Source organism: Chryseobacterium sp. AC417, from assembly GCF_979258215.1.
The window spans coordinates 1,770,042-1,794,081 of the sequence record NZ_OZ409845.1 but is presented as its reverse complement, the minus strand read 5'-3'; the positions used below and the strand labels follow the sequence as shown (position 1 = coordinate 1,794,081).

The window sequence follows — 24,040 nt, the reverse complement described above, 5'->3', positions numbered from 1 at the left end:
ATGATCGGCAGTGATATACTTAAAGAACTTTATAAAATCATATATCAAAAATATCATTTAACTATCGATGATTTTGAATTACAAGTTGATGAAGATTTTTGGACAAATGATGAAGTGATTGATGAATTGTGTGGGGATACTGTAATAATCTCTCTACCCAAAATTTATGAATTATTACAGGCATTTAAAGAGGCTAAAATTGGTACTGACTTTTTAATTGAAGAATATATTCCATTAGAAGATGTTGAACTGATCGACTTTTCGAACACAGATTTCAGAAAAAGAAATAGAGCTTTTAGTTTTTCTGATGCTGAGTTTGGTTACCTATCACTTTCCAAGCTCTTAAAAATCGATCCACTATCATCTCTCGATGAAACCTCTCAGGAATATAGGACTTTGATTGACTATATTTCAACAGCCATATCAAAAGGTGAGAACGCTAAAGTGAGCCAAATAATTTCCCACATTGAAAATTCTAATATTGAATGGGGAATCTTAGTTCATAAGATCATCCATACTAATACTACACTCAGTATCTACTCCTACTTGTACTATAAGGAACTTTTACAAGGAGGAAAAATTGAGCTCGATCAAAATCTAGATTATTCTATTCCTCATGGTGTAACAGCATCATTGATCGCTAACACAAAATATGAACAATATTTTGAGGTATTCGATATTCTAAATGAATTAAATCATGCAACTGACACGGTAACCAGATTTCTTAAGCTGTATCATATCATTGAATATTTGGTATATCGTAAAGAATTGGTAGAGATTGAACAAAAGGCTAGAAATAATAGAACTTTTATTCGTGAGATCCATGGATTATCTAATCAGGGAACGAAAGAATTGGAGGTGTTAAGAAGAAATTTTAAGAAAATATTTGAAGCTGAAGTTCTTGCGGGATACTTTAATATAAATCCATTAAGTGCCAACGAAGCTGATTTTTTAAGAAATTATTGGGGTATTGCAATTCCGGCCAGCAATGTTCTTGAACATACAGTAGTTAACAGAATTGCTGATCTTGTTTATAAAATTAGAAATAGTATCGTTCATAGTAAAGAAAGTGAATTCCACATAACCACTTCTAATCCAGAGGACTACACCGATGTATTACAACTCTTGAAGCGCTTCATAAATTTGTTAGAAATACAAATATTGAAGAAAATTTCATCCAATGATATTTCGATAAGCTATCAAAATCAATACATTGAACTATATTAATAATATAGCCCATTCATATGCCGACCTGAAAGGGCTCTATTTTAATTTTCAATATCATCTTAAGGTCTTCTCTCATTCTCTTCATCATATTCTGCCACATCCTCCGGACAATAATATTTGATATCCATAAATATTGTCATCGCACAAAACCACATAGAAAAGCTTTATCTATTTCACAGATTAATTTAATGGTAAAAATGTACTTCTCATGCACATTACTATGCTTATAAATTACTATTATAGTTTCTAAAATAGACTGCTTCTTCTATGGTCATACATTTACCATAATTTTATCAGTTATGATTTTGCTAGTTGCAATGAAATTTATATTTTAATAAGCCAAATTCTAATTTGATAATAATTTGTAAAATGCTGATGGGCTAGTAGTCCAAGACATGTTTAAATATACCTATAGATCTATGGACTTTAACAATTTTAAAACCTACAGTGACAGCCCGCAAAATGCATTTGAAACTTTTTGCACTCAGATATTTGAGCGCTACCTGAGACGAAAATACAGAAGTGATCTTATAAAATTCCGTGTCGTCAATGGTGCTGGTGGCGATGGCGGGATAGAAGCATATGCTGAACTAAAAAATGGTGACCTAATTGCCGTACAGGCGAAATGGTTCCTAACGGCTATGCAGGATAGTCAGATAGCACAAATAGAGAAGTCTGTAAATGCAGCTATAAAGCTCCGTAAAAGGATTGTAGAGTATATTATTTGTGTTCCACGATCCCTCAACTCTACAAAAATAGGTAAAGGTAAGGTTCCGGTGGTTAACACTGAAGAGTCACGGGTAGATCAGCTTAACGCTAAAATAAAGTCGTTATACAGCAACACAAAATTTACCTGGTGGTTTGAGCAGGACATTCAAAATGAGTTGTTAGAGGGTGATAATGAGGGTATGAATAAATTCTGGTTCGAGCGTGATGTGATTACCCATAAGCAACTGGTAGATCAGTTCGAGTTGGAAAAAGCCGGTTGGATTAACAAACGCTATATTCCGGAATTACACGGGTCTGGTGTGATTCAGGAACATATCCAACAAATATTATTTAGTCAAGATTATCGCAAGGAGTTGCTTGGCCGTGTCGGAGAAACCACCAAAATATTGCAAAATGTCACTTCTCTTATATCAAGATTTACCGACACCCTGAAAGAAGGCAGTCGCGTACTAACGGAACTGAATGCCATACAAACTAATATTGATCATAACCTATCTTCCCTTTTGCCATTTATCACAGCAATACAAGAAGGTAATAATAAACTGCCAACTGTTTCAGTCCAACCAATGCCGATTAGTAGCAATCTGTTTATAGAGCTTGAGGGATGGAGTCCAAGTAACCTCCAAATTGGATTGCCAAAGCGTTTATCAGCTATGCTTGACCGTATCGACGATCTTGACTTAGAGCTAATAGTAGACAAAATCCAGAATGATGCATCTCAATTTGGTCGGCTTTTCCTTGGTAATTCAGGTACTGGTAAGACCCATGCGTTTTCTAATACTGTAGATCTCCGTTTGAATCATCAAAAGGTTCCCGCACTAATCATCAGGGCTAAAGGTGCACCAAATGGGGATTGGAAGACTTTATTACAAAAGGCGCTGGATATTAACGACTGGAACAAAAATGAAATGTTATCCGCCCTCGAAACGCTTGCCATCCGCGCCGACCACCAAGCCGCTAAAGCTATTAAGGCTGGTGAGGAATTAAAAAATGAGTCGACAAAAGTAATAATATGCATCGATGGCTTAGAGGAGGATACTGACCATTGGCCGGAGTGGTATGCCCGAATAAGAGAAAGCGTTGTCCTCACAGGTCGCTATCCAAGGGTACGTTTTGCATTTACCGCAAGGCCATATTTCCTGAATGACGAGGAATTGCCCACAGATCCTAATTTCCAGGTAATCGAAATTCCACGCGAGGGCGATATACCGATTCAAGAAGTGGTTGATAAGTATTTCGAGCATTTTGAAATCACCGTGGAGCCAAGATCGCTTATCCGTGGTATCGACAGTCTTTATGCCCTGCGTTTATTCTGTAAACTATATGAAGGTGAAAAGCTTACCGCAGAAGACCAGATACTCACTGCTGAAAATGACCTGCTCAATGAAAAAATTGATCGGATGGATGAGGAATACAAGAAGATAAAGAACCCTGGTACTGCCCGTAACCCGATAAGAGAGGCAATCGAAGCCATTTCGGAAATATTTTATGCCAAACAAGAGATCTCACATGTAGACCTGTTTTCCCTGTTGAAGGGTGATTCTTTAAATTATTTAGCAAACGAAGAAGTGGAAAGAGCCATTGAATTTTTGGTAAATAATGCTTTCATGACTAAAAGCGAGATTCCGGTTGGTACGGGAGCAATGAAGAAGAAGCAAGTAAATTATACACTGACCTATCAATCGATCATGGAAGTGATTATGGCTGAAAAGTATGTAGATGGTATTATAAATGGGGAATTAACTGCAATACCGGAATTTCTGCGTGCTGTACCAGAAAGTAGGAGGCGAACAGAAAAGCAATTGGTTAACCTTCGGATCGTTCAAGAGATTACCAACACGCTATTTCATAAACACAACCTCCTAATTGGACAAAATGGTTATTTAAGTGAGGGATTTTCATCGGCAACAATTCAGCAATTACAGACTACGGCACTAATTCAGGCCCCAACAGAAGTAGCCTCCTCATTCAAGGCAAATATTGATCGCTTGTATTTTGCAGACCATATGAGCCGTCATTTTGTATTTCGCACACTTATCTATCCTTCAGCAGTATCGGCAGCAAATTATTTCGGTTCGGAATACCTTCATGGCTTATTGATACAGCAACCTACGGCAGTTGACCGCGACAAAATCTGGCTTGGCATGGATCACCACGATATTCATGAACTGGGTGAGGACAAAAGTAGCCAATTTTATCGCTACGACCTGCAAAGGGTGATTGACCTTAATGGGGAAGGCGATCTTTACCTAGCAGAACTTTCGCTACACAATGAATACCCGCTTATATTTGGATGGGCACTGGCCTCCTTGGATCAGTTGTTCAGGGAGCGCCTTCGCACCGCGCTGACAGGCTGGGCAATAAAACAACCAAAGGAGTTTAAATTGTTGCTGGATAAACTATTCCCATGCAACGATCCGCAGATACAGGAAGACCTGGCCACGATAACTTTAGGGGTAGCCTCCAGACTGAAAGATAAGAGCTCACTACAAGAGCTGGCAGAATGGTCACTGGCAAATGTTTTTGCGCAACCGGGCAACCATCCTGATATCCTTGTCAGGACCGGCTTCCGCTCAGTGGTTGAAAAGGCGTTCTATTTAGGGGCAATTAGCCGAGAACAGGCCTTGCATGCGCGGCCGCGTCAAGTAGAATCTTTTCAATTTATTGAGCTCGATAGAGATGCCCTGGCAAAAGGCGGCGAGCAAATTTATCCCATCGTTCGTGACCTGGCCTGGTACGTAATCAAACGCTCATTCGATGATTTTCTGGAAGACCAGTCTGTGGATAAGGAAACAAAGCCGGCGAATAACGGTGATAAATTTTTAAAAGCTTACCTTGATCATTTTGGTCTCGAAGACCTTTCGGTTTATGAATGGGCGATCTCAGCTGCTATTGCTTATATGAAATCTTTAGGCTTTAGTCGAACCGCAGGTAATGGCAACGGATTTACCGAAGCTAGTCATGGCTCAAAAAGCAAACTGTTTACGCAAGAGGAAAAATATACCTGGCTGGCGGTGCACTATATTCAGGGTTATTTATCCGATTACCTGCCTCATAAAGATACCTCAGAGTTTGTTAATGACTATATGCAGATAATAAATGTAGATAACCCTGCCGAATTTTTGGCGATAGCGGTTCATCAAGAAATGCCGGATATTGAGGATAACTGGATCGTTAAAGAACCGCTTGCCCCGGAAATGCTGGAAATAGGAACACCGGACGAGCAGGTGAAAGTGGCTGTTGAAAGTGAACCTGTTATTAATTTTAATAGATGGTTACATATCAACGATAAAGATTTGCGCACCGAAGGCACAGATAAAGAATGGCTCGCCCTATTTAATTATACCACCGTTCATGATTCCAAAGCTTATATCCGTTCCAGTTTAGATATTCGCGGTGTGCTTATAGAAAAGGGGCAGACGCCAGCCTTGCTGGACATCATTAAAAACCATTCTGGCCCCGGTTCCTTTGTGGAATCTATCGACAGAATAGTAAGTTCCCCTGATACAGATATCTATAGCAATCCAACAGATGTGGTGTGGATGAAGTGGATTGGCGAAAATTACGACACAAAGCGATATTACCTGCCGCCTGGGGGAGAGGAGAAAATAATGCAATACACCGTGACGAGCGTAACTAAGAATACGGTCGAAGGAGGTGAGGACGAAATATACATTCCATCCAAAGTAGTCAGGGATTTGCTTGGCATCAGTGAGATGTCGCAGCAAATATTTCTGGATGATAATGAAAAGATTATGGCAATTAATCATATCATTAGTCGCCCTAATTACGATAAACAGGAAATGACGCTAGTACCAAAAGATGAGTTTTTAGCCAAGTTAGTTGCAGAAGATAAAGAAATTGTATGGTTCGTTGATCATTACCGGTCTAAAGATGCACTTAATGAGAGTATCAGAAGTGATGAGCACCCAATGAAAACCCGCAAATATATGGTGTGGTATGAGAACGGCGAGATGAAATGGGAAAAATTCTGGGATGCACGATTTTCAAATCAGCGTGATGATAATTCTGAAGAGGAAATACAAGACTAAAAATTATACTTTTACCTAAATTTTGAAATTTGCCGAAAACTGATCCATATAGTTTAAGTATGCGATCACAGGAATTCTTTTATTTACTAACAAAAAACTATTAAGCCATAACATGAACTATCAATATGAACCCTTAAGTGACGAATACAAATTTCAAACATTTCTCAAAGATTTATTTAATGCCATTCATGCCACAAATACATTTGAAGAATATGGTACTAAGGGGAATTCCCAACATGGTATAGATGTATATAGTCCTGTTTTAAAAACTGCAATTCAGGCTAAGAAGAAAGATATTAATCGGTCTCCAAAGTCCATCGTTAGGGAACTGCTTTCCGATCTTTCGGAAACGCTAGAACAAATTAAAGATTTCCCACATCCCTTAGAAAGTTTATTCTTTGCAACCACAATAAAAAAGAATAAAGAAATTCAAAACGCATGTATGATGGCAAGCCTTAATCATGGAATAAATGTAATATTTTTCTCTTGGGATGACATTCAGAGTAAATTGTCTGATTGTCTCCCTATTAGGAATAAATATTTTCCACACTTGCAGGAAGCAATGAGTATGGAAAGTAACTTTAATGAAAAAATCAAGAAGCTTGAATCGCTTATCTCGAAATTAGAGAACAAAAATACAGGTATTAAAAAGCAGTATCGTGATATACCTTATTGCGAAATATTGCTGCCCACTATGCCGCAGGATCTTCTGCAGAATCTCGTAGCAATTATAATGAAGATCTCCCTGTATGAAACATTTACTCAAACAAGATATAGAAAATTTAGGTGCCTTTTTAACTTCAGTATGTCATACACGCAGTTTGATGATGGGTCGTCAGGGCCAGGATATGGGATTATCTCTGGGGAGGTAATCTTTCTTGCAAACTGTTCGCGATTGATAAAAGAAATTCAAGATGACCAAGATCGTTTTTGGACCCGGTTTGAAAAATACAAAGTTGATCCTGATTTTAATAGAGTAAGATTTAGAATGGAAATTATACCAACTGAAGGACTAAAGGCTTACGATTTTGAAATTGACGGCCAAACAGGTAATTATAACATAAAAATTACAAAATACAAAGGCCTTGAATATGACAAATTAGACTCGCTTAACGCTATTTTACCCTTTATTGCACAATCAACCAAACCAACTATAAACATAATTGATTTTGATAAGATTACAACAAATTCAGCGTTTATGAAGCTTTTTCACCATCTTTTAAGTGAAGACTCTTTTAAAACAAATCTTCTTAAAGTGAATGTTGATGACTTTGACGATTGGGATTACGATTACTACCTCCATTAACGACTGACTCTTTGGCTCTTATCTACTTCCCTATTGTCTGTGATTAATGGTATAATAAAGAGCTATCTTCAGGAAGACATAATATAAAGAATGGTATTTGGCTCTGTGCAAACTGCGCAAGCTTATTGATAAAGATGAAAATACTTTTATTGTAGAAATAAATGAATGAAAAACTTCGCTGAAAAGGCTTTCTAAATAAGGAAAGAATTTAATCCAGAATTTTTACAAAATAAAAAACACCGATTCTAGTCGGTATTTTATTCATTTATGAGGTTAAAAAATTGTTCAAGAGTAAGTTTTCTTGCTTTACAAATTCTATAAAGTGTTTCAACAGGAATTCTATATGTACCATCACTCTTGATTTTCCGTACAGTACTTTCTTCAATATCGTGGTTTTTAGCAAAAGAGTTCTGTGACTTATTTTCTTTAAGCCAAGGAATCAACCAATTTTTAGTTATATACGAACAGATTTTCTCGTTTATGTCAATCATATAACAAAAGAAATATTTTGTTACTGAAATTTTACGGTCGAACGACCGTAATTAGATTATTTTTGTTATATTTGTAATACAAGTTACAAGAGTGTAACTTTGCGATAGTTCAAAGAAATATAGAAGCTATTGCTTAGATTCTCGCATTAGAAAACTGGTAATTTTATGTGTACGAGGAGATAAGTAAATGTGCCCACGACTTCGGCGTGGGCTCACTTATCGTACACGGGTATACCAGTGCCTCTAATGCTGTAAGCTGAGTTCCACGCCTTTTCTTTAGGAAAAATGCAGTAAGTATTTTCAATGATGCAAAGGATTCATCTTATTAATCTAAGCAGTTCCTTATAGCAATAATTTTGCTAAAATATGCCGCTTATGAAAAGAACAGACTCTTTGTCCCAAAAACTGAGCAATCTTCAGTTGTACGAACTGCTGAAAAAAGGCAATCCGACCGCTCTGGAACACATTCATCTGCGTTACAAGAGACTTCTTTTCTGGGTTGGGTGGCAGGTGCTGAAGGATGATTTTGTAGTAGACACAATTGTTCAGGATACCTTCCTCAAATTGTGGCTGCACCGTGACAGCATAGAAACGCCTCATCATATTACCGGCTTTCTAAAGTTTGTGATGAAAAGAGACTGCATCTCGTATGTCACTGCGCCAAGAAATAAATTCACCCGCCTGATGGCTTCTCTCGACAGTTTTGAGAATTACCAGGATTATCTTGCAGGCTACGACCCTTTGAAAGATAAAGAGTATTTGCATAGCCAGGAATCTGACCAAAACAAATTCGATGAAGTTAAAAAGGTGTTACCTGTTCTGGATCCCAAAAGGAAACACCTGATAGAACTTTGCCTGGAATATGGCTTCCAATACAAACCCATCGCAGAGGCTATGGGAAGCAGCGTGACAGGCATCAGCAATGAGGTGGGCAGAGCCATAGATGATCTTCGGAAAATCCTTAAGGTCACTTCATTTGAACATCCACAGGAAAAAACTGTCAACTCAAGCGCAGTCAGAAGTACTCAGCAGTCAGCAGCTTGAGATTATCAAAAGACGGTTTGAACAGAAATCTTCTTTTGCGGTGATTGCCCAAGAGCTCAAACTTCCGGAAAAGGAAGTCCACCGGGAATTTCTTTATGCCTATCAGCATCTTCAAAATCAAAATACTTCTGAAATAACGCTTTGATATGGAAAAATCCACCATAATTTTGACCCGAAGAATTCAGCTGCTGATAGATCTCCCTGCCAATGAAAAAAAGGAGATGTGGGAGAAACTCTACCGGTATCAAAACCGATGTTTCCGGGCTGCTAATCTTATTGTTTCCCATTTGTATGTACAGGAAATGATCAAGGATTTCTTTTACCTCACAGAAGAGATCCAATACAAGCTGGCTGATGAAAAAAAAGATGAAATGGGAATCTTCACCCGTTCGAAAACACACACCACGGCACGTATGGTTTTTGACCGTTTCAAAGGAGAGATTCCCACCGACATTCTTGGAAGTCTGAACAATACTATTCAATCTACCTTTTCTAAAAACAAAGCCGATTATTGGCAAGGAACAAAATCATTGAGGAACTTTAAAAAGGACATTCCCATTCCGCTTCCGGTGAAATGCATCAGCAAAATGAAATATGATGAAGACAAGAAAGCATTTAGCTTCAATATGTTTGCAATTCCGGTTAAAACGTATTTAGGGAAAGACTTTTCTGACAAACGACTGATTATGGAACGCCTCTTAAAAAAAGAGATCAAGCTGTGCACCTCGCAGGTCCAGCTGAAAGCCGGGAAAATCTATTGGCTTGCCGTATTTGAATTTGAAAAGGAAGAGCACCTTTTAAAACCGGAAATCATTGCAGAAGCTTCCCTGTCTTTGGAACATCCTATTGTTGTAAAAGCCAATAATGTTCGAATCAATATAGGGTCGAAAGAGGAGTTTCTATATCGCAGACTTGCGATTCAGGCAAGTCAAAAGAGGATTCAAGCGGGCGTCGAATATTCCCGTCCAGGGAATGGAGCCAAACGCAAACAAAAAGCATTGTATAAAACGGAAAATTTGGAAAGCCGTTATGTAAGCCATCGGCTTCATTTGTATAGCAGGAAGCTTATCGATTTCTGCATCCAACAACAGGCGGGAACATTGATTCTTAAAAATCAGGAAGACAAGATAGGAATTGCAAAAGAGCAGGAATTTGTGCTTCGCAACTGGAGTTACTATGAATTGCAGACCAAAATAAAATACAAAGCAGAAAAAGCAGGCATCGAATTAATTACAGGATAAAAAAATAATGAGGGTGCTTGTACACCCGTAGGGTGAGGTCGTGAACACTCACTAAATACCGAATAGTATATACAACGGCGTGGGCTCTTTTAAAAAAGGAAAAACCGTAATAAAAAAAGCATTTTGCAAAAACGTTATAATCTACAATATTTATTTTTTAATACTTTTTATAATATCTCGTATGACTGAGAGTTCAGATTTTTCTTCGTAAATTTTTTTTATTACAAAATCTAGAATTTTATGAATTTTGTCTGAGTTTTCTAAACAATTTTCTTCAGTTAGGTTATGAAGACCTTGCGAGGTTAATGAATACAATAACTTTAGAGGATTCTCTCCTAATAATTGTAATGATTTTGGAAGTAGATGAAATGAGTCAGTATACAAAGTACTAATTTGGCTCTTTTCTTTATATTCACTAACTAATTTATTTAGCTTTGAATCTGCATCCGGAAGTAAACTGATTTCTTGGAAGATTTTTATAAGTTCTTTTTCAATAATTCTTCTAAAGTAGGCGTATGAACCAATTCCAAATCCTTCATTATATGATTTGATTCCCTTATAATACCAGTTGTTGGTTTCTCTATCAAAATATTTTTGAATATATTTCTCAATTTTAATTTTTGGTTCTGGGAAAACAGCAATTTTTGTTAAATACACATTAATTTGCTTATTTTCAAAAACATCAATTGGAACAGAAGTTTCTTCATCAATAACTTTATATGTGTGTTGTCTATCTGTTGGAAAATTTTTATCACTTCTCACAGAAATCAAAAATTCAGCTTGTTTCTTTTGGCAAGATTTACAAATACCAAGCAAATGCAAATTATAATTTAAAATTCCGGTTTCATCAATTATTTCGTCAGGAATTGATTGTTCAGCATAATTTCCGAAGTGATTTTTAGTGTATTCAGGTAAATCTAATTCAAATGTTTTAACAGAATCTTCTTCAACACAATGGTAATCAAATGATAACGTACAAAAATCTATAGGATCAATGATTCCATCCTCAAGTCTTATATAATTTTCTATGTATAGAAATTCCTTATTGAGAGGGAATGATGAAAAGAATGATTTTATATTGTGTAAAATTTGTTTCATATTGATACAAAATTGGAGATAACGTTTTGGGGATTTGCGATAGTTAGGCAATTGAAGCGCAAATCTTCAGTTTTGCACCAGTGTTAAATCGAAGGATAACTGTTGAACTTTACAATTTTGCACCACTATTGCAAAACCATTGTTAGCGGTAGTTTTATCTCCAGAATGCTCTGGAATAAATCGTCCCATTTTTATGTTTTTCAAAATGCACTTTATATGTTTTTCCAAGAGTTATTCCATAGTAAATTTCAATGTTAGTATTATTACATACAGATAATATTTTTCTTTCAATTTCTGTGTCAGCTCGTGAACCAATATAAATAGCTTTAATAAATTCTCTATCAATAGGTATAAATTCCGTGTCTTTGTCGCTTAAAAAAATAATTCGATGCTCACCTTCATATTTCCATTCTGATTGTTTATTGAACATAATTTTTTCGACTTTCAAATTAACGTCCTCAAGTCCTTTAACTGTTGGTGGTTCATCAGAATAATTAACTTTCCAAAAAGCAAAGTAATCTTTTAGACTTTTTAAATATTCAAATAATTCAGCTTTATATTCGATGCAAATTCCTTTGTGGTTGTTTGTATAGTGAGACCACATTAAATTATTGTCATTTTTCTCTGTAAATGAACATAGAGCAATTGCCTGTGCAATTGAATTTCGTTGTTGTTGTTCTGCATACCAAGAGTAGCCCTCGTGTTCCATTGCATGTTTTTTCCAATCAATAAAATCCTGAACGCTACTGCCTGGATTATTTTTATAGTATTCTTTTTCTTGTCCATCTGCTAATGGGTCTATATTCAAATTGAATTTAAGTTCGTAAGGGTCATTTAAATTAAACGCAGAAGATAGTTTAATTGTCGACTGTTCACCGATAAGTTTATCTATTATGTCTTCTGATGGTATTGTGTAGAATTTGAACATTGGATGATGTCTTTAAAAATTACCGTTAACGTTTCGGGGGCTTGCGGAAGGCTGGGATTTTTAGCACAAAAGTTCAATAGAATTACTGCTGTTGAACCTTGCACAAGCTTTTGGCAAGTTCATGTTATGTGTGTTTTTCTATTCATTCGGTCTAACTGCTTTCAACTTTCTATACGTTATATCTCTTACATAGTCTGCGATATAATTCCAATCAAGTTCTGAAAGTCTGTTCTGTATTGGTATTCTGACTGTAAATGTTTCATTATCCTGATTTGGTTCTGGAATGTCTTTTAGCAAAATCCAATATGCTTCATTGTCTGCTTCAACATACTTCACAAGCAAAACAACTCGCAAGTTGTCCCATAAATAATTATACGTTGAAACTCTCAATGATTGCCTTTCATCGGTACCGTTAATGTCAGAAGAATTAGAACCTTTCAGTTGAACAATAAATTCAAGTCCTCTATAAACTGCATTTTCTGCAATTTCTATGTTCAAATCTTGTCCGTAATCTCTGTCAATTGAGTTTACGTTCCAATCATTGGGTAAATAGTTACGAAAGAAAATGATTGATTTTTCTTCGAGTGTATGATTTTCGTGTCGTATTGGAAATTTTTTAGCCATTCTTAATTTCAATTTTGTTCGTCTGACTATTGTATGTCATAATTAAATGTCTGTCCCAATTTAAAAACTCGTCGCAAGTAAATTCTAATTTTGAGCTATTCCATTCTTTGAATTTAATTAAGTCCATTTCAATTGGGCTTTCAATTTTTTCTTTCTTATTTATAGTTGTCGTAATTTTTTCAAAGTTGTAATAGTCAGCAATAATAAAATCCCCATTTGGTGCAACTGTCAAATTTTGATACTGCGGTTGGTCTTCTAAATCTGTTAAGTTTCCTGTTACTATGTCAAGTTGAAACAAGTAGTCCGAAGTCAAAACCAAAACTTTTTTTTTAAGTGTCGATATAGCCACGTGTTTTGGAAAGCCACGAAATTGTCCGCACCATTCTGAATAGTCATCATTGGTGAACTTTATAAAAGTCCAACTTTGAGAATTCCACACACTTTCATTGTCGTAAATTCTTTCAGTGTATTGTCCCGAATATGGTTGATTTATTATTTCAGCTTCAATTATCATTCGTGTTGTAGGTCTTTAAAATGCCACATAATTTCCAAATTTACGCAGTGCGTCAATCCGATCTATATAACTTTCGTAAAACTATTTATGCCACTAATATAAAATATATTTTGATGATTTGATAATAAGGTGCTTGCAAATATTTTTATCGTAAGTTTTCTTTGGACTTATGAATATTTTTTCTTTATTGATAAATACAAATATAGCTAAAGTAAATTCCACTACTAAAACAGAAGTTGACATAGACAGTAAAGAAAATATACAATAAAAATATCATTCTTAAACCTCAAAAAATCGCCCTCTTTGTAGAAATATTTTTAATACATAATTGCATTAAATTATTATTTTCGCACAAAAATTTTCATTTAGTTTGCGCCATCTTTTTTCTTTTCACCAGCAATTTATTCTATGAATCTATGGAAAATTAATAGGTGTTTATCCTAAAAAGAATGATTTCCAAAACAAAAAAAACGAGTTCCGATGTTTTTTTAACCCTTTTCGCAGAAAAGGCAAGAAAGTCTAGGTAGTATAAAATGTAAATTTTGTACGTACAAAGACACATCTTGCTATACAGCTTTCATAATTTAGAAATTTTATTTAGTCTACTATATTTTTGACTAGTGGGTTTAGATGATTTTAGTCTAGCTTCGGTCTTTTAATAATTGGAAGATCAGATAGCGAAGAACTTTTGTAAGAGTGTGAAAACTCAAGTGTATTCATGTTTTTTTCAAGAGTAGATTGCCAATTCAAAATAGGTCTTCCTAATGAATTTTTCCAATTTGCTTCATCCCATTTCTGAAATTTTTGGATCAATAAATCATCTAGCTTTTCTGTATAGTCTTTTAACGTTTTTGCAAAATCCATAAACTGTTTTAGGTTAGGATATTTGAAAGACGAATTATTAACAAAACTTTCTACTTCCAGAATCTGATCTAATTCTTCAATCGGGTCTTCTATTATTTCGTCAGTTTTTGGTGTAACTTTTGGCAATTCATTCCCTTTTAAAATGAAACGATTCGGAAAACCACGATTTCTGTTGTAATCTAAAAGTCCTAAAAGTTTGAGCTTATTTTTCGCCGTGATGATCGTTTGTCTGGAGAGACCAAGTTCTCTTGCCATTTGATAGTCTGATAATACAATTTCCTTTCGCAGATCTTCACATTTGTAGAGAATAAAAGTGAAAACAACTATGGTATTTGCGCCAATTTTATTTTTTGAATTTAAATCAAAAATTTTTTCTAATAAGTTTACTCCTAAAGTTTTGGAATTTTTCATCGCTTAAATCTCGGTTTACATTGATTTTGAACTTCATTGGTTTGCTGATTCAGATATTCATTCAAATCTTTAAAGTTAGAATATAAAGTCCTACCGTCTTTTGCATTTTGTATTTCATTACTAATGATTTCAACAGCACGATTTCCAGCTTCATCATTATCAAAATAAAGCTCCACTTTTTCATATTTTCCGAGTGAATTTTTAATATTATGAAGCATCGAAACAGAATTCAAAATGAGATAATCAGAAGGTTCTTCTTCTAATTCATTTTCTAAATTTTTAAATGAAAGAAAATCGAAAAAACCTTCGAAAATCCTAACTGAATTTGAATTGTTTCTAATTGTTGAAATATCTTTTTTGCCCAAACAAATTTTCGAGTATTTATTGCGAATTTCGTAACCGCCGGAATCGTTTTTGAAACCAATTCCGAAATAGTTTTTATCGTTCATTCGATAATGGATCTCTTTTAAAAATTTGGTTTGATCTTCTACTTTCCGGCTTTTTAAATATTCCAAAAGTGCAGGATGTTGAATTTCTTTTACATTAATTATCTCATAGTTCTTTGAAAGATTTTCCAGTTTCCTATCGGAAATATTTTGCTGATGAAAAGAAGAAAGACTTTGATTTTCAGCCCAAAGTAAAACTTCACTTACTGATGCATTCAAATATCTTTTCATAAAATCAATATTTTTTCCGCCGATTCCCTCAGAGTGTAAATACCAGTAGTTTAGATTTTTATTAATTTTAAAAGAGGCGTGGTTCTCTTTGGCAAATGGATTAAGAAACCACGCTTCTTTTTCCGATTGTTTCGTGGGAAGGTGTCCGAGAGAAAGGAGGACTTCTTCCAACGGGATTGTATTAAATTGTTTGCAGTTCATTTTTAAATTTTTCTGTGATTTTGTTAAAAGACTTACCTAATTACCATATTCTTGATAATCAAAATATTAAACTCAATTTCCAACCTTACCTTAAAATACCTACCTACCAGAATTTACTATATAGGTAAGTTTAGGTAGCTCCGAATAATTATACATACCTTGATAAATAGATTGCTTATCAAACATTTAAGACATTAAGGTAAGTAGGTAAATGATTATATATAATTTATATTAATCTGTAATTTTCGACCGAATGAGGTAACCGTAAATTTGTCTTTGCGGATGTTTAACTCTGGGAAATTTAAAAGATGATAAAGCCCTTCCAATTTTCAAATGATTGAGACGAATTCCGTGACCATTTAGATCAATCATTACTTCTGTGGCGGTTTTAAATTCTTCCAGATTGTCAGATGCTTAATAGAATTTATTCACCATTTCCTGTTCTAAAGTCATTTGTGTGAATCGCTCATTGCGTTTTTCGTTTTCGGAAATATCTGCTAAAGTGAGTTCAGGATTGTAATTTTCTCGTTTGTAAGCGTTGAAATAAGCTTGAGCCCAAACTTGATCAATATCAATTTCAGATGAATAATTGAAGTTGATCTTCTCGATGACTTCAAAAATAATCCAACGAACACTTCCGGATTCGTCTGTTAGAAAATCTGTTTTGTTGGTAGAACCCACGAAACTGCAAATTCTTTCCAGATATTCGGCCTTCCTTGCATAAGGCAATCTTTCGTTGATATGCGTCTTTGAGATCATCGCTTTCAAAGAATTGATGTCAGCTTTTGCCAAAACCGAAAGTTCATCTAAATTGATAATCAAATTTTTGCACAATTTGATTCTGCTATCTTTATCCAAACCAATATCTTCCGAAAGGTAATTCGTTAGTTTTCTAGGAATAAAAAATCTTAAGAATGTTGACTTCCCACTATTCTGAATGGTATTTGCCAAAACCAAACAATGCTTATTGATTTTCTCTTTTTCTAAAGCACAAAAGACCGCTCTGGTAAACCATTTCTCAACGTGATACAAAAATTTTTTATCGTCGTTAGTCTTCACATAACTGCATAATTTTGCGATATGATCTTCACCATCCCAATCCTCCAAACTTTCAATATATTCTGAAATAGGATTATACTGTTCTATCAAATGGCTTCTGACCAAGATCTCCAATTTATTAATGGGTATATTAATTCCAGATTGAATGAGCTCTATATACAATGAGTTTAAATTTAGATCTGCCCATTTTTTATCTTGTATCAGTTTGATTTCAAACTCCAGAGAGATGGTGTTAAATCTTAATGAATACTTCGAATTGAGATAATTTAGAGTGCGATCAAAAATGGTTTTGCCTTCTGTACCATTTTGATACAGAGTATTTTTCTCTTCCATAAAAACATCTGGGTATTGTGGAAACGGAAACAAATAATTATTATATTTGTACCTTACTTCCAAGTAAAACAAAGATTTTAAGCCTAACTACTGCTATAGTTAGGCTTTATTTTTTTCGTAAAGAAAATTCTATCGCTTCTTGTTGAATTTCATCATTTGATTTATGGCTGTTTTTTAACAACCATTCATCGATTTTTTTTCGTTCAAAAAATAGGACTTTCCCGTTGGGTTTAGAAAAAGCAATACTGTTGGAATGAACTAATTTGTAGATGTAGGATTTTTTAAATCCGGTGTAATCTGAAAGTTCTTCGACATTCAGAATTTCCTTTAAACCGAAAATATGTTTTTCAATTCGGTTGAGTTTGTGCAGAATGATTTCGTTATTTTCCATTGCTTTCGTTTAACAAATTTAATGAAGCAAAAGTCATCATAGAAAACCATAAAAACAATAGAGTCAAACACTTAAAGGCGAAATAAGAATGATGTGGATTAATCTGGAATTTCAAAAGTCTAAATAAGAATAATCTGGATTAAAATAGATTCAGTACAATTTTACTAACTAAAATATTACTCTACCTAAAAATATATTTTTTACAGTTCGATATTTAGTTCCGGGATAATCTCAGCGGCTTCTTTCATTTTGCTATCCACAATTTTAGCATAAATCTGTGTAGTTCTCAATTCTCTATGTCCTAATCTTTTAGAAACCGTGTAAATATCTGCACCATTTTCCAACAACAGAACTGCGTTAGTATGTCTCGCTGAGTGAAAAGTAATATGTTTCGGAACTGCAGCACGATTGCACCAACGGATAATTTCAGTATTGTAGGTCATTCCATATTTCAAACCCTTGAAAACTCTTTCTTGTGGATCTTGTCTTTCGCCCAACAATTCTCTGGCTTGTTTTGAGATATAAAGATATTCTACACCCTCTGTTTTTTCCTGTCGGAAATTGACTCTGGAAATATCACCTTCATCACGGACTTCTTTCCAAATCAAAGTATTGATATCCGACCAACGTAATCCTGATAAACAAGAAAAAAGAAAAGCTTTTTTCAAAACCGGGTATTTACATTCCGCTTTTGCTAATCGTTGTAATTCATCAAAAATCAGATATTCTCTTTGGCTTTCAGCCTGTTCAAATGATTTTATTTTTGACGCATAATTTATCGTCAAATATCCATTATCGAAAGCATTTCGAAGTGCAGCTTTAAACTTGTTGAAATATGAATATTTAGAATTTTGAGAAAGTGGAATTTCACTTCTGGTGAGAGCGTCCTTTTCAAAATATCGGTGAACTTTTTTGACAAACTTTTCATCGATTTCATCGAAAGTCATATTCTTTGAAACGATCTTTTTTAGATGTTGCAAAGTAGAATACCAGTTGCCGTAATTATTAGAAGAATCTTGCAATCGTTTTTCATCTGTCAACTCTTCAAAATATGTCAAAAAAGTTCTTTTACTTTTCACCGTATCTTTTAAGTCGTAACGTCCTTGGACATATTCAGCTTTTTTGATTACCAAAATACTTTCGGCGAGAGTCAAAGTTTCTTTATTCTCTTTTTTTTCTTTGGGCGTTTTAGGATCGGGGTGCAAATACAGTTTCAAATACTCGAAATCTCGTAAATGAATTCTTTTTCCTTGTACATTAGTGGAAGAACCTTTGTAATACTCAATGAAAAGACTAATCCTTCCATCAGCTAAATTTTTCTGTTTTAAAGTGATATTCATACATTTTATTTGAGGTGTACATTTGTACACCTCGTGGCTGATTTTAGTAGCTCAAGGTGTACACCAGGTGTACAAATATATAAATAAACACTAAAAAGAGAAAATAAAAATTATATAAATATCTGATAGTCAACTAAAAGAAAGAAAAAGAAATCAAAGAAAAGCTAATTTATTTCCCGATACAAAACTTAGAAAAAATATTTCCAAGCACCTCATCATTAGTTACTTCACCAGAAATTTCACCAAGATGTTCCAAAGCATTTCTCAATTCATAAGCCAAAAGTTCTGTAGAGATTTGAGTGGTGATGGCTTCTTTCACTTTATCAACAGCCGTCAGAGATTTTCCTAAAGCTTCAAAATGACGCTGATTGGTGATTACTACATTATTTTCTTCAGATTTTAACTGTTCAACATAAGATGACAATTCGTCTTTTAAATCCTGAATATTTTGGTTTTCTACAGCTGAAATGGTAATAAAAGCAAAATCCTGCGAAATTTCTTTTCTGAAAATATTTTCGGCCGATGTATACCGGTGTGGTAAAACTTCATCAATTTTCGTGGCACAGATAATAAGCTTAAGATCATCTCTTTGCAAAGATTTAATCATATCAATATCTTCAGAAAAATTTTCTGTTCCTGCATCTGCTAAGTAAACAAGAATATTCGCATTCTGTACTTTTTCTTTAGCTTTCTGTACACCAATCGCTTCAATTTCGTCCAATGTGTCACGCAAGCCTGCGGTGTCAATCAGGCGGAAAGCATGACCTTTTATATGTAAAATTTCTTCAATCGTATCTCTTGTCGTTCCTGCAATACTGCTTACAATTGCCCTTTCTTCTTTCAGTAAAGCATTCAGCAAAGTAGATTTTCCGGCATTGGGTTTGCCGATAATTGCCACTGCAGTTCCGTTTTTAATTGCATTTCCATACTGGAAACTTTCAATAAGAGAATTTAACTTATTTTCAATTTTATCAAGCAGTTGATTCAAAGCAGATCTGTCTGCAAATTCTACATCTTCTTCAGCAAAATCCAATTCCAATTCAATTAAAGAAACAAAATTTAATAGATCTGTTCTTAAAAATGAAATCTCGTTGGTGATTCCTCCTTTGAGCTGATTCAGAGCTACTTTTCTTGAAGCTTCATTTTCCGAAGCAATCAAATCGGCAATTGATTCTGCCTGACTGAGATCTATTCTGCCATTCATAAAAGCACGCATCGTAAATTCACCTGCTTTAGCCATTCTTGCTCCGTTTTTTATTAAAACTTCCAAGATTTTCTTAGCAATGTGCGGTGAGCCATGAAAAGAAATTTCAACAGAATCTTCAGCGGTAAAAGTTTTTGGAGCTTTGAAAACCGAAACCATTACTTCATCAATCATCTCTTCATTATCTTTGATAAATCCGTAATGTACAGTATGTGATTGAGCATTTTCAAGGTTTTTCCCTTCAAAAATTTTTGCAGAAACTGAAATAGCATCGTCTCCCGAAATTCTGATAATTCCGATAGCTCCGATTCCGTTGGCTGTTGCAAGTGCGCAGATAGTGTCATGATTCATGTTGCAAAGATAATGGTTTTGTAGATTTAAATATTGACACTAAGAAAGCCTTGCGAAATTAACACAAGGCTTCTTTTACGTTATGTAAAATATTTACTACAAAGGTTTCACTAATTGTAAAAACCATTCTTTCACTTCATCTTCCAAATAGGGAGCGATTTTTTCTTCACATTTTCTATGATAGTCATTCAACCATTGAATTTCTTCTATTGATAAAATTTCTTTTACGACGGTGTCTGTAAAGAACGGACAGAACGTCAAAGTTTCAAACTCATAAAAAGTTCCTGAATCTGTAGTTTCAGACTCTTTTACAGCGATTAAATTCTCATGACGAATTCCGTACTCTCCTTCTACATAATATCCAGGTTCATTTGAACAAACCATTCCCGGAAGCAATTCCTGTGGATTCAAATCTTTTCTGATATTTTGCGGACCTTCATGTACATTCATAAAACTTCCTACACCATGACCCGTACCGTGATTGAAATCTTTACCATTCATCCACAACGGAAGTCTTGCAATTGCATCCAGCTGTACGCCTCTCGTCCCTTTCGGAAATTTCACCATCGACAGACGGATTAATCCCTGCAAAACCAAAGTTGAGTTTACCTTAAATTCTTCCGATGGAGTTCCCAAAGCAAAAGTTCTTGTAATATCGGTCGTTCCTTCAAGATACTGCCCTCCGGAATCAACCAAAATCGTTGATTCATTGGTTACTTCCTTACTCCCATCTTCTTTAGCCGAATAATGCATAATCGCACCATTATCTTTATATCCTACAATACTTCCGAAGCTTTCCCCAACAAAATTTTCGCCTTCTGCACGGAAATCCTTTAGTTTTTGTCCAATAGAAAATTCGTTCATTGCCTGTTTTCCGGCATTGTGAGTCAGCCAGTGTAGGAATTTCACCATTGCAACGCCGTCTCTTACCATTACTTTTCTGAAACCTTCCAGTTCAGTTTCATTTTTCTGGGCTTTCATCAGATTTCCCGGAACAGCAGCTTTTACAAACTGGTTGCCAATTTTCAAAGCTTCAAAAATTGACTGATTGCTGTTGGGCGAAATCAAAACTTTTTCATTTCTGATGGTTTTCAGATGATTGTAAAATTCTTCGTAAGGCATCATCTTCACCCATGCTTCGTCCATCTGTTTTCTTGCTTCAACGTCCAATTTATCAAGATCTGTGAACAGCATTACTTCATTTTTTGTAATGATAATGTATCCTAAAAATACCGGATTGCTTTCTACGTCACTTCCTCTCAAATTCAGTGTCCAGGCAACATCATCAAGACTTGAAATGATATGAACTGTCACTTCCTGAGCTTCCATTTTCTGGCGGATGGCAGCAATTTTATCAATGACAGACTTCCCTGCTCTTTCTACAGGATGCGTATAAATCGGATTTTTTGAAGATTCACCTCTTTCTTTCCATACATATTTCAGTAAAGGAAGGTCAACTAAAGTTATGTTTTTTGCGTGTAATTTTTCAAAAAGCAATTCCCAGTTAGCATGAGAAGTCGCCAAAGCATTGACTGCTACTTTCCCATTAGCCGGGATTTCTGAGATGATCCAGTCAATATAATTGGGAGTTCCTTCCATTCCGTCTTTAAAAAGGTCAATTCCTGAACCTTCTAATTCAATGGGAGCTTGTGTAAAATACCTTCCGTCTGTCCAAAGTCCGGCTTTGTCCTTCGTAACAACCACAAAACCTGCAGACCCTAAAAAACCCGACAACCATGATCTTTCCTGCCATTCTTTAGGCAAATATTCACTCATGTGCGGGTCAGCAGAATATACGATAAAGGCATCAACATTATTTTTATGCATCTCCTCTCGAAGTGCAGCTACTTTTTCCTTTGAAGTCATTATTTTAAAATTTTAAAACCGAAAGTTACAAAAAAATCAAGTTCACCTATTCGATTTTCCAGGTTTTCATTGATGAGACATTATACAACCGTCAGTTAGATTATAAATTTGTTTGAGATACCACAAAGTTATTATCATTATTAATTTCATAATATTTTGGAAAGGTTCTTGCTATATTTTAAAAATGAAAACGCAGAATTATCAAAATCACAGGAAGTTTTATCCTCCACACCACTTCGTTTATCTTCCGCTACTCCTGATTTTACAAGTTTACGGAATTTATAAAATCATTAACGAGGAACAAAATGAACTGTCTTGGTTCCTTTTTTCAATCGTCATATTTCTAATTTTGTTTCTCGCAATAATGACTCGGCAGCACTATGCTCTTGGACTGCAAAACAGAATCGTAAAGTTGGAGTTCAGACAGCGATATTTTGAAATTTTCAATAAAAGATCTGATGAGGTTTGCGAAAAACTCACTTTTGGACAGATTGCAGCACTCAGGTTTGCTTATGATAATGAGTTTAAAGAACTGCTAGAGAAAGCATTAAAAGAAAACATTTCAGGGGACGAAATTAAAAAGTCAATCAAAAATTGGCGTCCTGATAACGAGAGAATTTAATTATACAATCACTAAATATAAATTATTATGCGAAAATTAACTTTATACAGCATAAGTCTTTTCAGTATTTTATTATTGACGAGCTGCGAAGCAGTAGAAACGATCTTCAAAGCAGGTATGTGGTGGGGAATTATTGTTGTAGTCGGAATCATAGCCTTGCTTTTATGGCTATTCTCCAGGGGTAAAAACTCTTAACCAAATTATTTATGGAACAGACCGATTTAGATATTATTTCTCATCTGAAGCCTGCGAAGATTGTCAAAATCATGAAAGATCCTGTTGCTTCTGCAAAAGCAGTGAATCTTATATATACTTCTGATGCAGAAGCATCTGGTATTATCCGCAGAAAAAGAGGTAAAAAATATCTTTACTTCAAAGATGGTGAAAAAATAAAAGATAAAGAAGAAATCAAACGGATCAACTCACTGGTAATTCCTCCGGCATGGGAAAATGTCTGGATCTGTACTTTAGATAATGGTCATTTGCAGGCTACCGGTCTTGATGCAAGAAAAAGAAAACAATACAGATATCACCCTTTGTGGAGTGCTTTACGGAATCATACCAAATTTTACAGAATGCTTCAGTTCGGATATGCGCTACCGGAAATCCGTCTTCAACTGGAAAAAGATTTAGCGCTAAGAAATTTCGAAAAAAGAAAAATACTTGCATTAATAGTCAGCCTGATGCAACGCACCAATATCAGAATCGGCAACAGTATTTATGAAAAGCTGTACGGATCTTTTGGTCTTACGACTTTAAAGGGAAAACATGTAAAAGTGGAAGGGCAGAAAATCAACTTCGCTTTCAAAGGAAAAAAAGGAGTGATGCATGATGTCAATCTGAAAAGCAAAAGACTGGCAAAATTAATTACAAAATGTAAAGAAATTCCAGGGAAAGAGTTGTTTCAATATTATGACAGCGAAGGAAACAGGCATCATGTAGATTCCGGAATGGTGAATGATTATATTAAAGAACTGAGTGGTGAAGATTTCACGGCAAAAGACTTCAGAACCTGGTCAGGGACTGTAAACGCATTAATCGCATTTAAAGAAATCGGTTATGCCGAAAACAATACGGAGTACAAAAAGAAAGTTAAAGCAGCCCTGGATATTGTTGCTGAACATTTAGGAAATACGAGTACTGTTTGTAGAAAATATTATGTTCATCCTTTGGTCATTAATTTATACGAGAATAACTCTATCAAAAAATATCTGGACGAATTGGAAGAAATAGAAGAAAACGACGGCAAAGCAGGTCTGACCCACGAAGAAAAACTGGTATTAAAAATTCTAGAAAACGAGAAAATGTGATCAAAGTAAATATGAATGGTCAATTCGCTGTACCTGTTAAATGGTTACTATATGTAAAATTCGGCATTCACTTACAGTGCAAAATTCACTATTGAGATCATAATCGACATCAAATAAAAGTTGTAAATTTGTGACATTAGCAAAACTATAAAATAAT

General features: G+C 34.9%; 20 protein-coding genes. 8 read left to right on the top strand and 12 right to left on the bottom strand.

The annotated features are described in order from the left end of the window. The 3 genes from ACZZ9T_RS08655 to ACZZ9T_RS08645 all read left to right on the top strand — a co-directional run bounded on the left by ACZZ9T_RS08655 (position 1) and on the right by ACZZ9T_RS08645 (position 7,314). On the top strand, positions 1 to 1,227 hold the full coding sequence (locus ACZZ9T_RS08655) for a hypothetical protein (RefSeq protein ID WP_463441739.1): 1,227 nt from the start codon (positions 1 to 3) through the stop codon (positions 1,225 to 1,227). A 419-nt stretch (positions 1,228 to 1,646) separates the two neighbouring features. Continuing rightward, a complete protein-coding gene (locus tag ACZZ9T_RS08650; protein ID WP_463441738.1) occupies positions 1,647 to 6,008 on the top strand; it encodes an NACHT domain-containing protein in 4,362 nt (1,453 codons plus the stop codon). A gap of 112 nt (positions 6,009 to 6,120) precedes the next feature. Continuing rightward, entirely contained in the window at positions 6,121 to 7,314 is a 1,194-nt protein-coding gene (locus ACZZ9T_RS08645; protein ID WP_463441737.1) for a hypothetical protein, read from the top strand. Between the two features lie 257 nt (positions 7,315 to 7,571). Here the strand turns inward: ACZZ9T_RS08645 and ACZZ9T_RS08640 are convergent, their stop codons facing one another. Continuing rightward, a complete protein-coding gene (locus tag ACZZ9T_RS08640) occupies positions 7,572 to 7,805 on the bottom strand; it encodes a helix-turn-helix domain-containing protein (RefSeq protein ID WP_056222926.1) in 234 nt (77 codons plus the stop codon). 366 nt (positions 7,806 to 8,171) lie between these two features. On the opposite strand from ACZZ9T_RS08640, the gene ACZZ9T_RS08635 reads away from it, so the two are divergent. Then, complete coding sequence (locus tag ACZZ9T_RS08635) at positions 8,172 to 8,849, top strand: RNA polymerase sigma factor (RefSeq protein ID WP_463441736.1); 678 nt, start codon at positions 8,172 to 8,174, stop codon at positions 8,847 to 8,849. A gap of 146 nt (positions 8,850 to 8,995) precedes the next feature. Continuing rightward, on the top strand, positions 8,996 to 10,090 hold the full coding sequence (locus tag ACZZ9T_RS08630; protein ID WP_463441735.1) for a nuclease/transposase family protein: 1,095 nt from the start codon (positions 8,996 to 8,998) through the stop codon (positions 10,088 to 10,090). Positions 10,091 to 10,240: 150 nt separating this feature from the next. On the opposite strand, the gene ACZZ9T_RS08625 is transcribed toward ACZZ9T_RS08630, so the two are convergent. The 11 genes from ACZZ9T_RS08625 to ACZZ9T_RS08575 form a co-directional block, all read right to left on the bottom strand. Continuing rightward, the gene (locus tag ACZZ9T_RS08625) at positions 10,241 to 11,188 is read right to left on the bottom strand and encodes a hypothetical protein (protein ID WP_463441734.1); all 948 of its coding nucleotides are present in this window, start codon (positions 11,186 to 11,188) and stop codon (positions 10,241 to 10,243) included. A 154-nt stretch (positions 11,189 to 11,342) separates the two neighbouring features. Further along, positions 11,343 to 12,116 (bottom strand): DUF2971 domain-containing protein, encoded by a 774-nt coding sequence (locus ACZZ9T_RS08620; RefSeq protein WP_463441733.1) that lies wholly within the window; start codon positions 12,114 to 12,116, stop codon positions 11,343 to 11,345. Between the two features lie 138 nt (positions 12,117 to 12,254). Then, positions 12,255 to 12,740 carry a DUF4365 domain-containing protein gene (locus tag ACZZ9T_RS08615; RefSeq protein ID WP_463441732.1) on the bottom strand — a complete coding sequence of 162 codons (486 nt, stop codon included), beginning with the start codon at positions 12,738 to 12,740 and terminating at the stop codon, positions 12,255 to 12,257. Then, complete coding sequence (locus ACZZ9T_RS08610) at positions 12,733 to 13,254, bottom strand: hypothetical protein (protein WP_463441731.1); 522 nt, start codon at positions 13,252 to 13,254, stop codon at positions 12,733 to 12,735. Before ACZZ9T_RS08610 ends, ACZZ9T_RS08615 begins: the two co-directional genes overlap by 8 nt. Positions 13,255 to 13,890: 636 nt before the next feature. Beyond that, positions 13,891 to 14,529 (bottom strand): hypothetical protein, encoded by a 639-nt coding sequence (locus ACZZ9T_RS08605; RefSeq protein WP_463441730.1) that lies wholly within the window; start codon positions 14,527 to 14,529, stop codon positions 13,891 to 13,893. Beyond that, positions 14,526 to 15,407, bottom strand: a complete 882-nt coding sequence (locus ACZZ9T_RS08600; RefSeq protein ID WP_463441729.1) for a toprim domain-containing protein — start codon at positions 15,405 to 15,407, stop codon at positions 14,526 to 14,528. The genes ACZZ9T_RS08605 and ACZZ9T_RS08600 overlap by 4 nt, the downstream gene beginning before the upstream one ends. Before the next feature lie 414 nt (positions 15,408 to 15,821). Next, positions 15,822 to 16,862 (bottom strand): VapE domain-containing protein, encoded by a 1,041-nt coding sequence (locus tag ACZZ9T_RS08595; protein WP_463441728.1) that lies wholly within the window; start codon positions 16,860 to 16,862, stop codon positions 15,822 to 15,824. 43 nt (positions 16,863 to 16,905) lie between these two features. After that, positions 16,906 to 17,190: a helix-turn-helix domain-containing protein gene (locus ACZZ9T_RS08590; protein WP_463441727.1), complete on the bottom strand. Its 285-nt coding sequence runs from the start codon at positions 17,188 to 17,190 to the stop codon at positions 16,906 to 16,908. A 200-nt stretch (positions 17,191 to 17,390) separates the two neighbouring features. Further along, positions 17,391 to 18,530, bottom strand: a complete 1,140-nt coding sequence (locus ACZZ9T_RS08585; protein WP_463441726.1) for a site-specific integrase — start codon at positions 18,528 to 18,530, stop codon at positions 17,391 to 17,393. Positions 18,531 to 18,699: 169 nt separating this feature from the next. Then, positions 18,700 to 20,085, bottom strand: coding sequence for a tRNA uridine-5-carboxymethylaminomethyl(34) synthesis GTPase MnmE (gene mnmE, locus ACZZ9T_RS08580; RefSeq protein WP_463441725.1), 1,386 nt, complete (start codon positions 20,083 to 20,085; stop codon positions 18,700 to 18,702). Between the two features lie 96 nt (positions 20,086 to 20,181). Then, positions 20,182 to 21,951, bottom strand: a complete 1,770-nt coding sequence (locus ACZZ9T_RS08575) for an aminopeptidase P family protein (protein WP_463441724.1) — start codon at positions 21,949 to 21,951, stop codon at positions 20,182 to 20,184. Positions 21,952 to 22,135: 184 nt separating this feature from the next. On the opposite strand from ACZZ9T_RS08575, the gene ACZZ9T_RS08570 reads away from it, so the two are divergent. The 3 genes from ACZZ9T_RS08570 to ACZZ9T_RS08560 are packed head-to-tail and all read left to right on the top strand — an operon-like array spanning position 22,136 to position 23,883. After that, positions 22,136 to 22,573, top strand: a complete 438-nt coding sequence (locus ACZZ9T_RS08570; RefSeq protein ID WP_463441723.1) for a DUF6526 family protein — start codon at positions 22,136 to 22,138, stop codon at positions 22,571 to 22,573. A 27-nt stretch (positions 22,574 to 22,600) separates the two neighbouring features. Beyond that, entirely contained in the window at positions 22,601 to 22,768 is a 168-nt protein-coding gene (locus ACZZ9T_RS08565; protein ID WP_463441722.1) for a phosphatidate cytidylyltransferase, read from the top strand. Positions 22,769 to 22,779: 11 nt separating this feature from the next. Continuing rightward, positions 22,780 to 23,883 (top strand): DNA topoisomerase IB, encoded by a 1,104-nt coding sequence (locus ACZZ9T_RS08560; RefSeq protein WP_463441721.1) that lies wholly within the window; start codon positions 22,780 to 22,782, stop codon positions 23,881 to 23,883. The last annotated feature ends 157 nt before the right edge of the window (positions 23,884 to 24,040 follow it).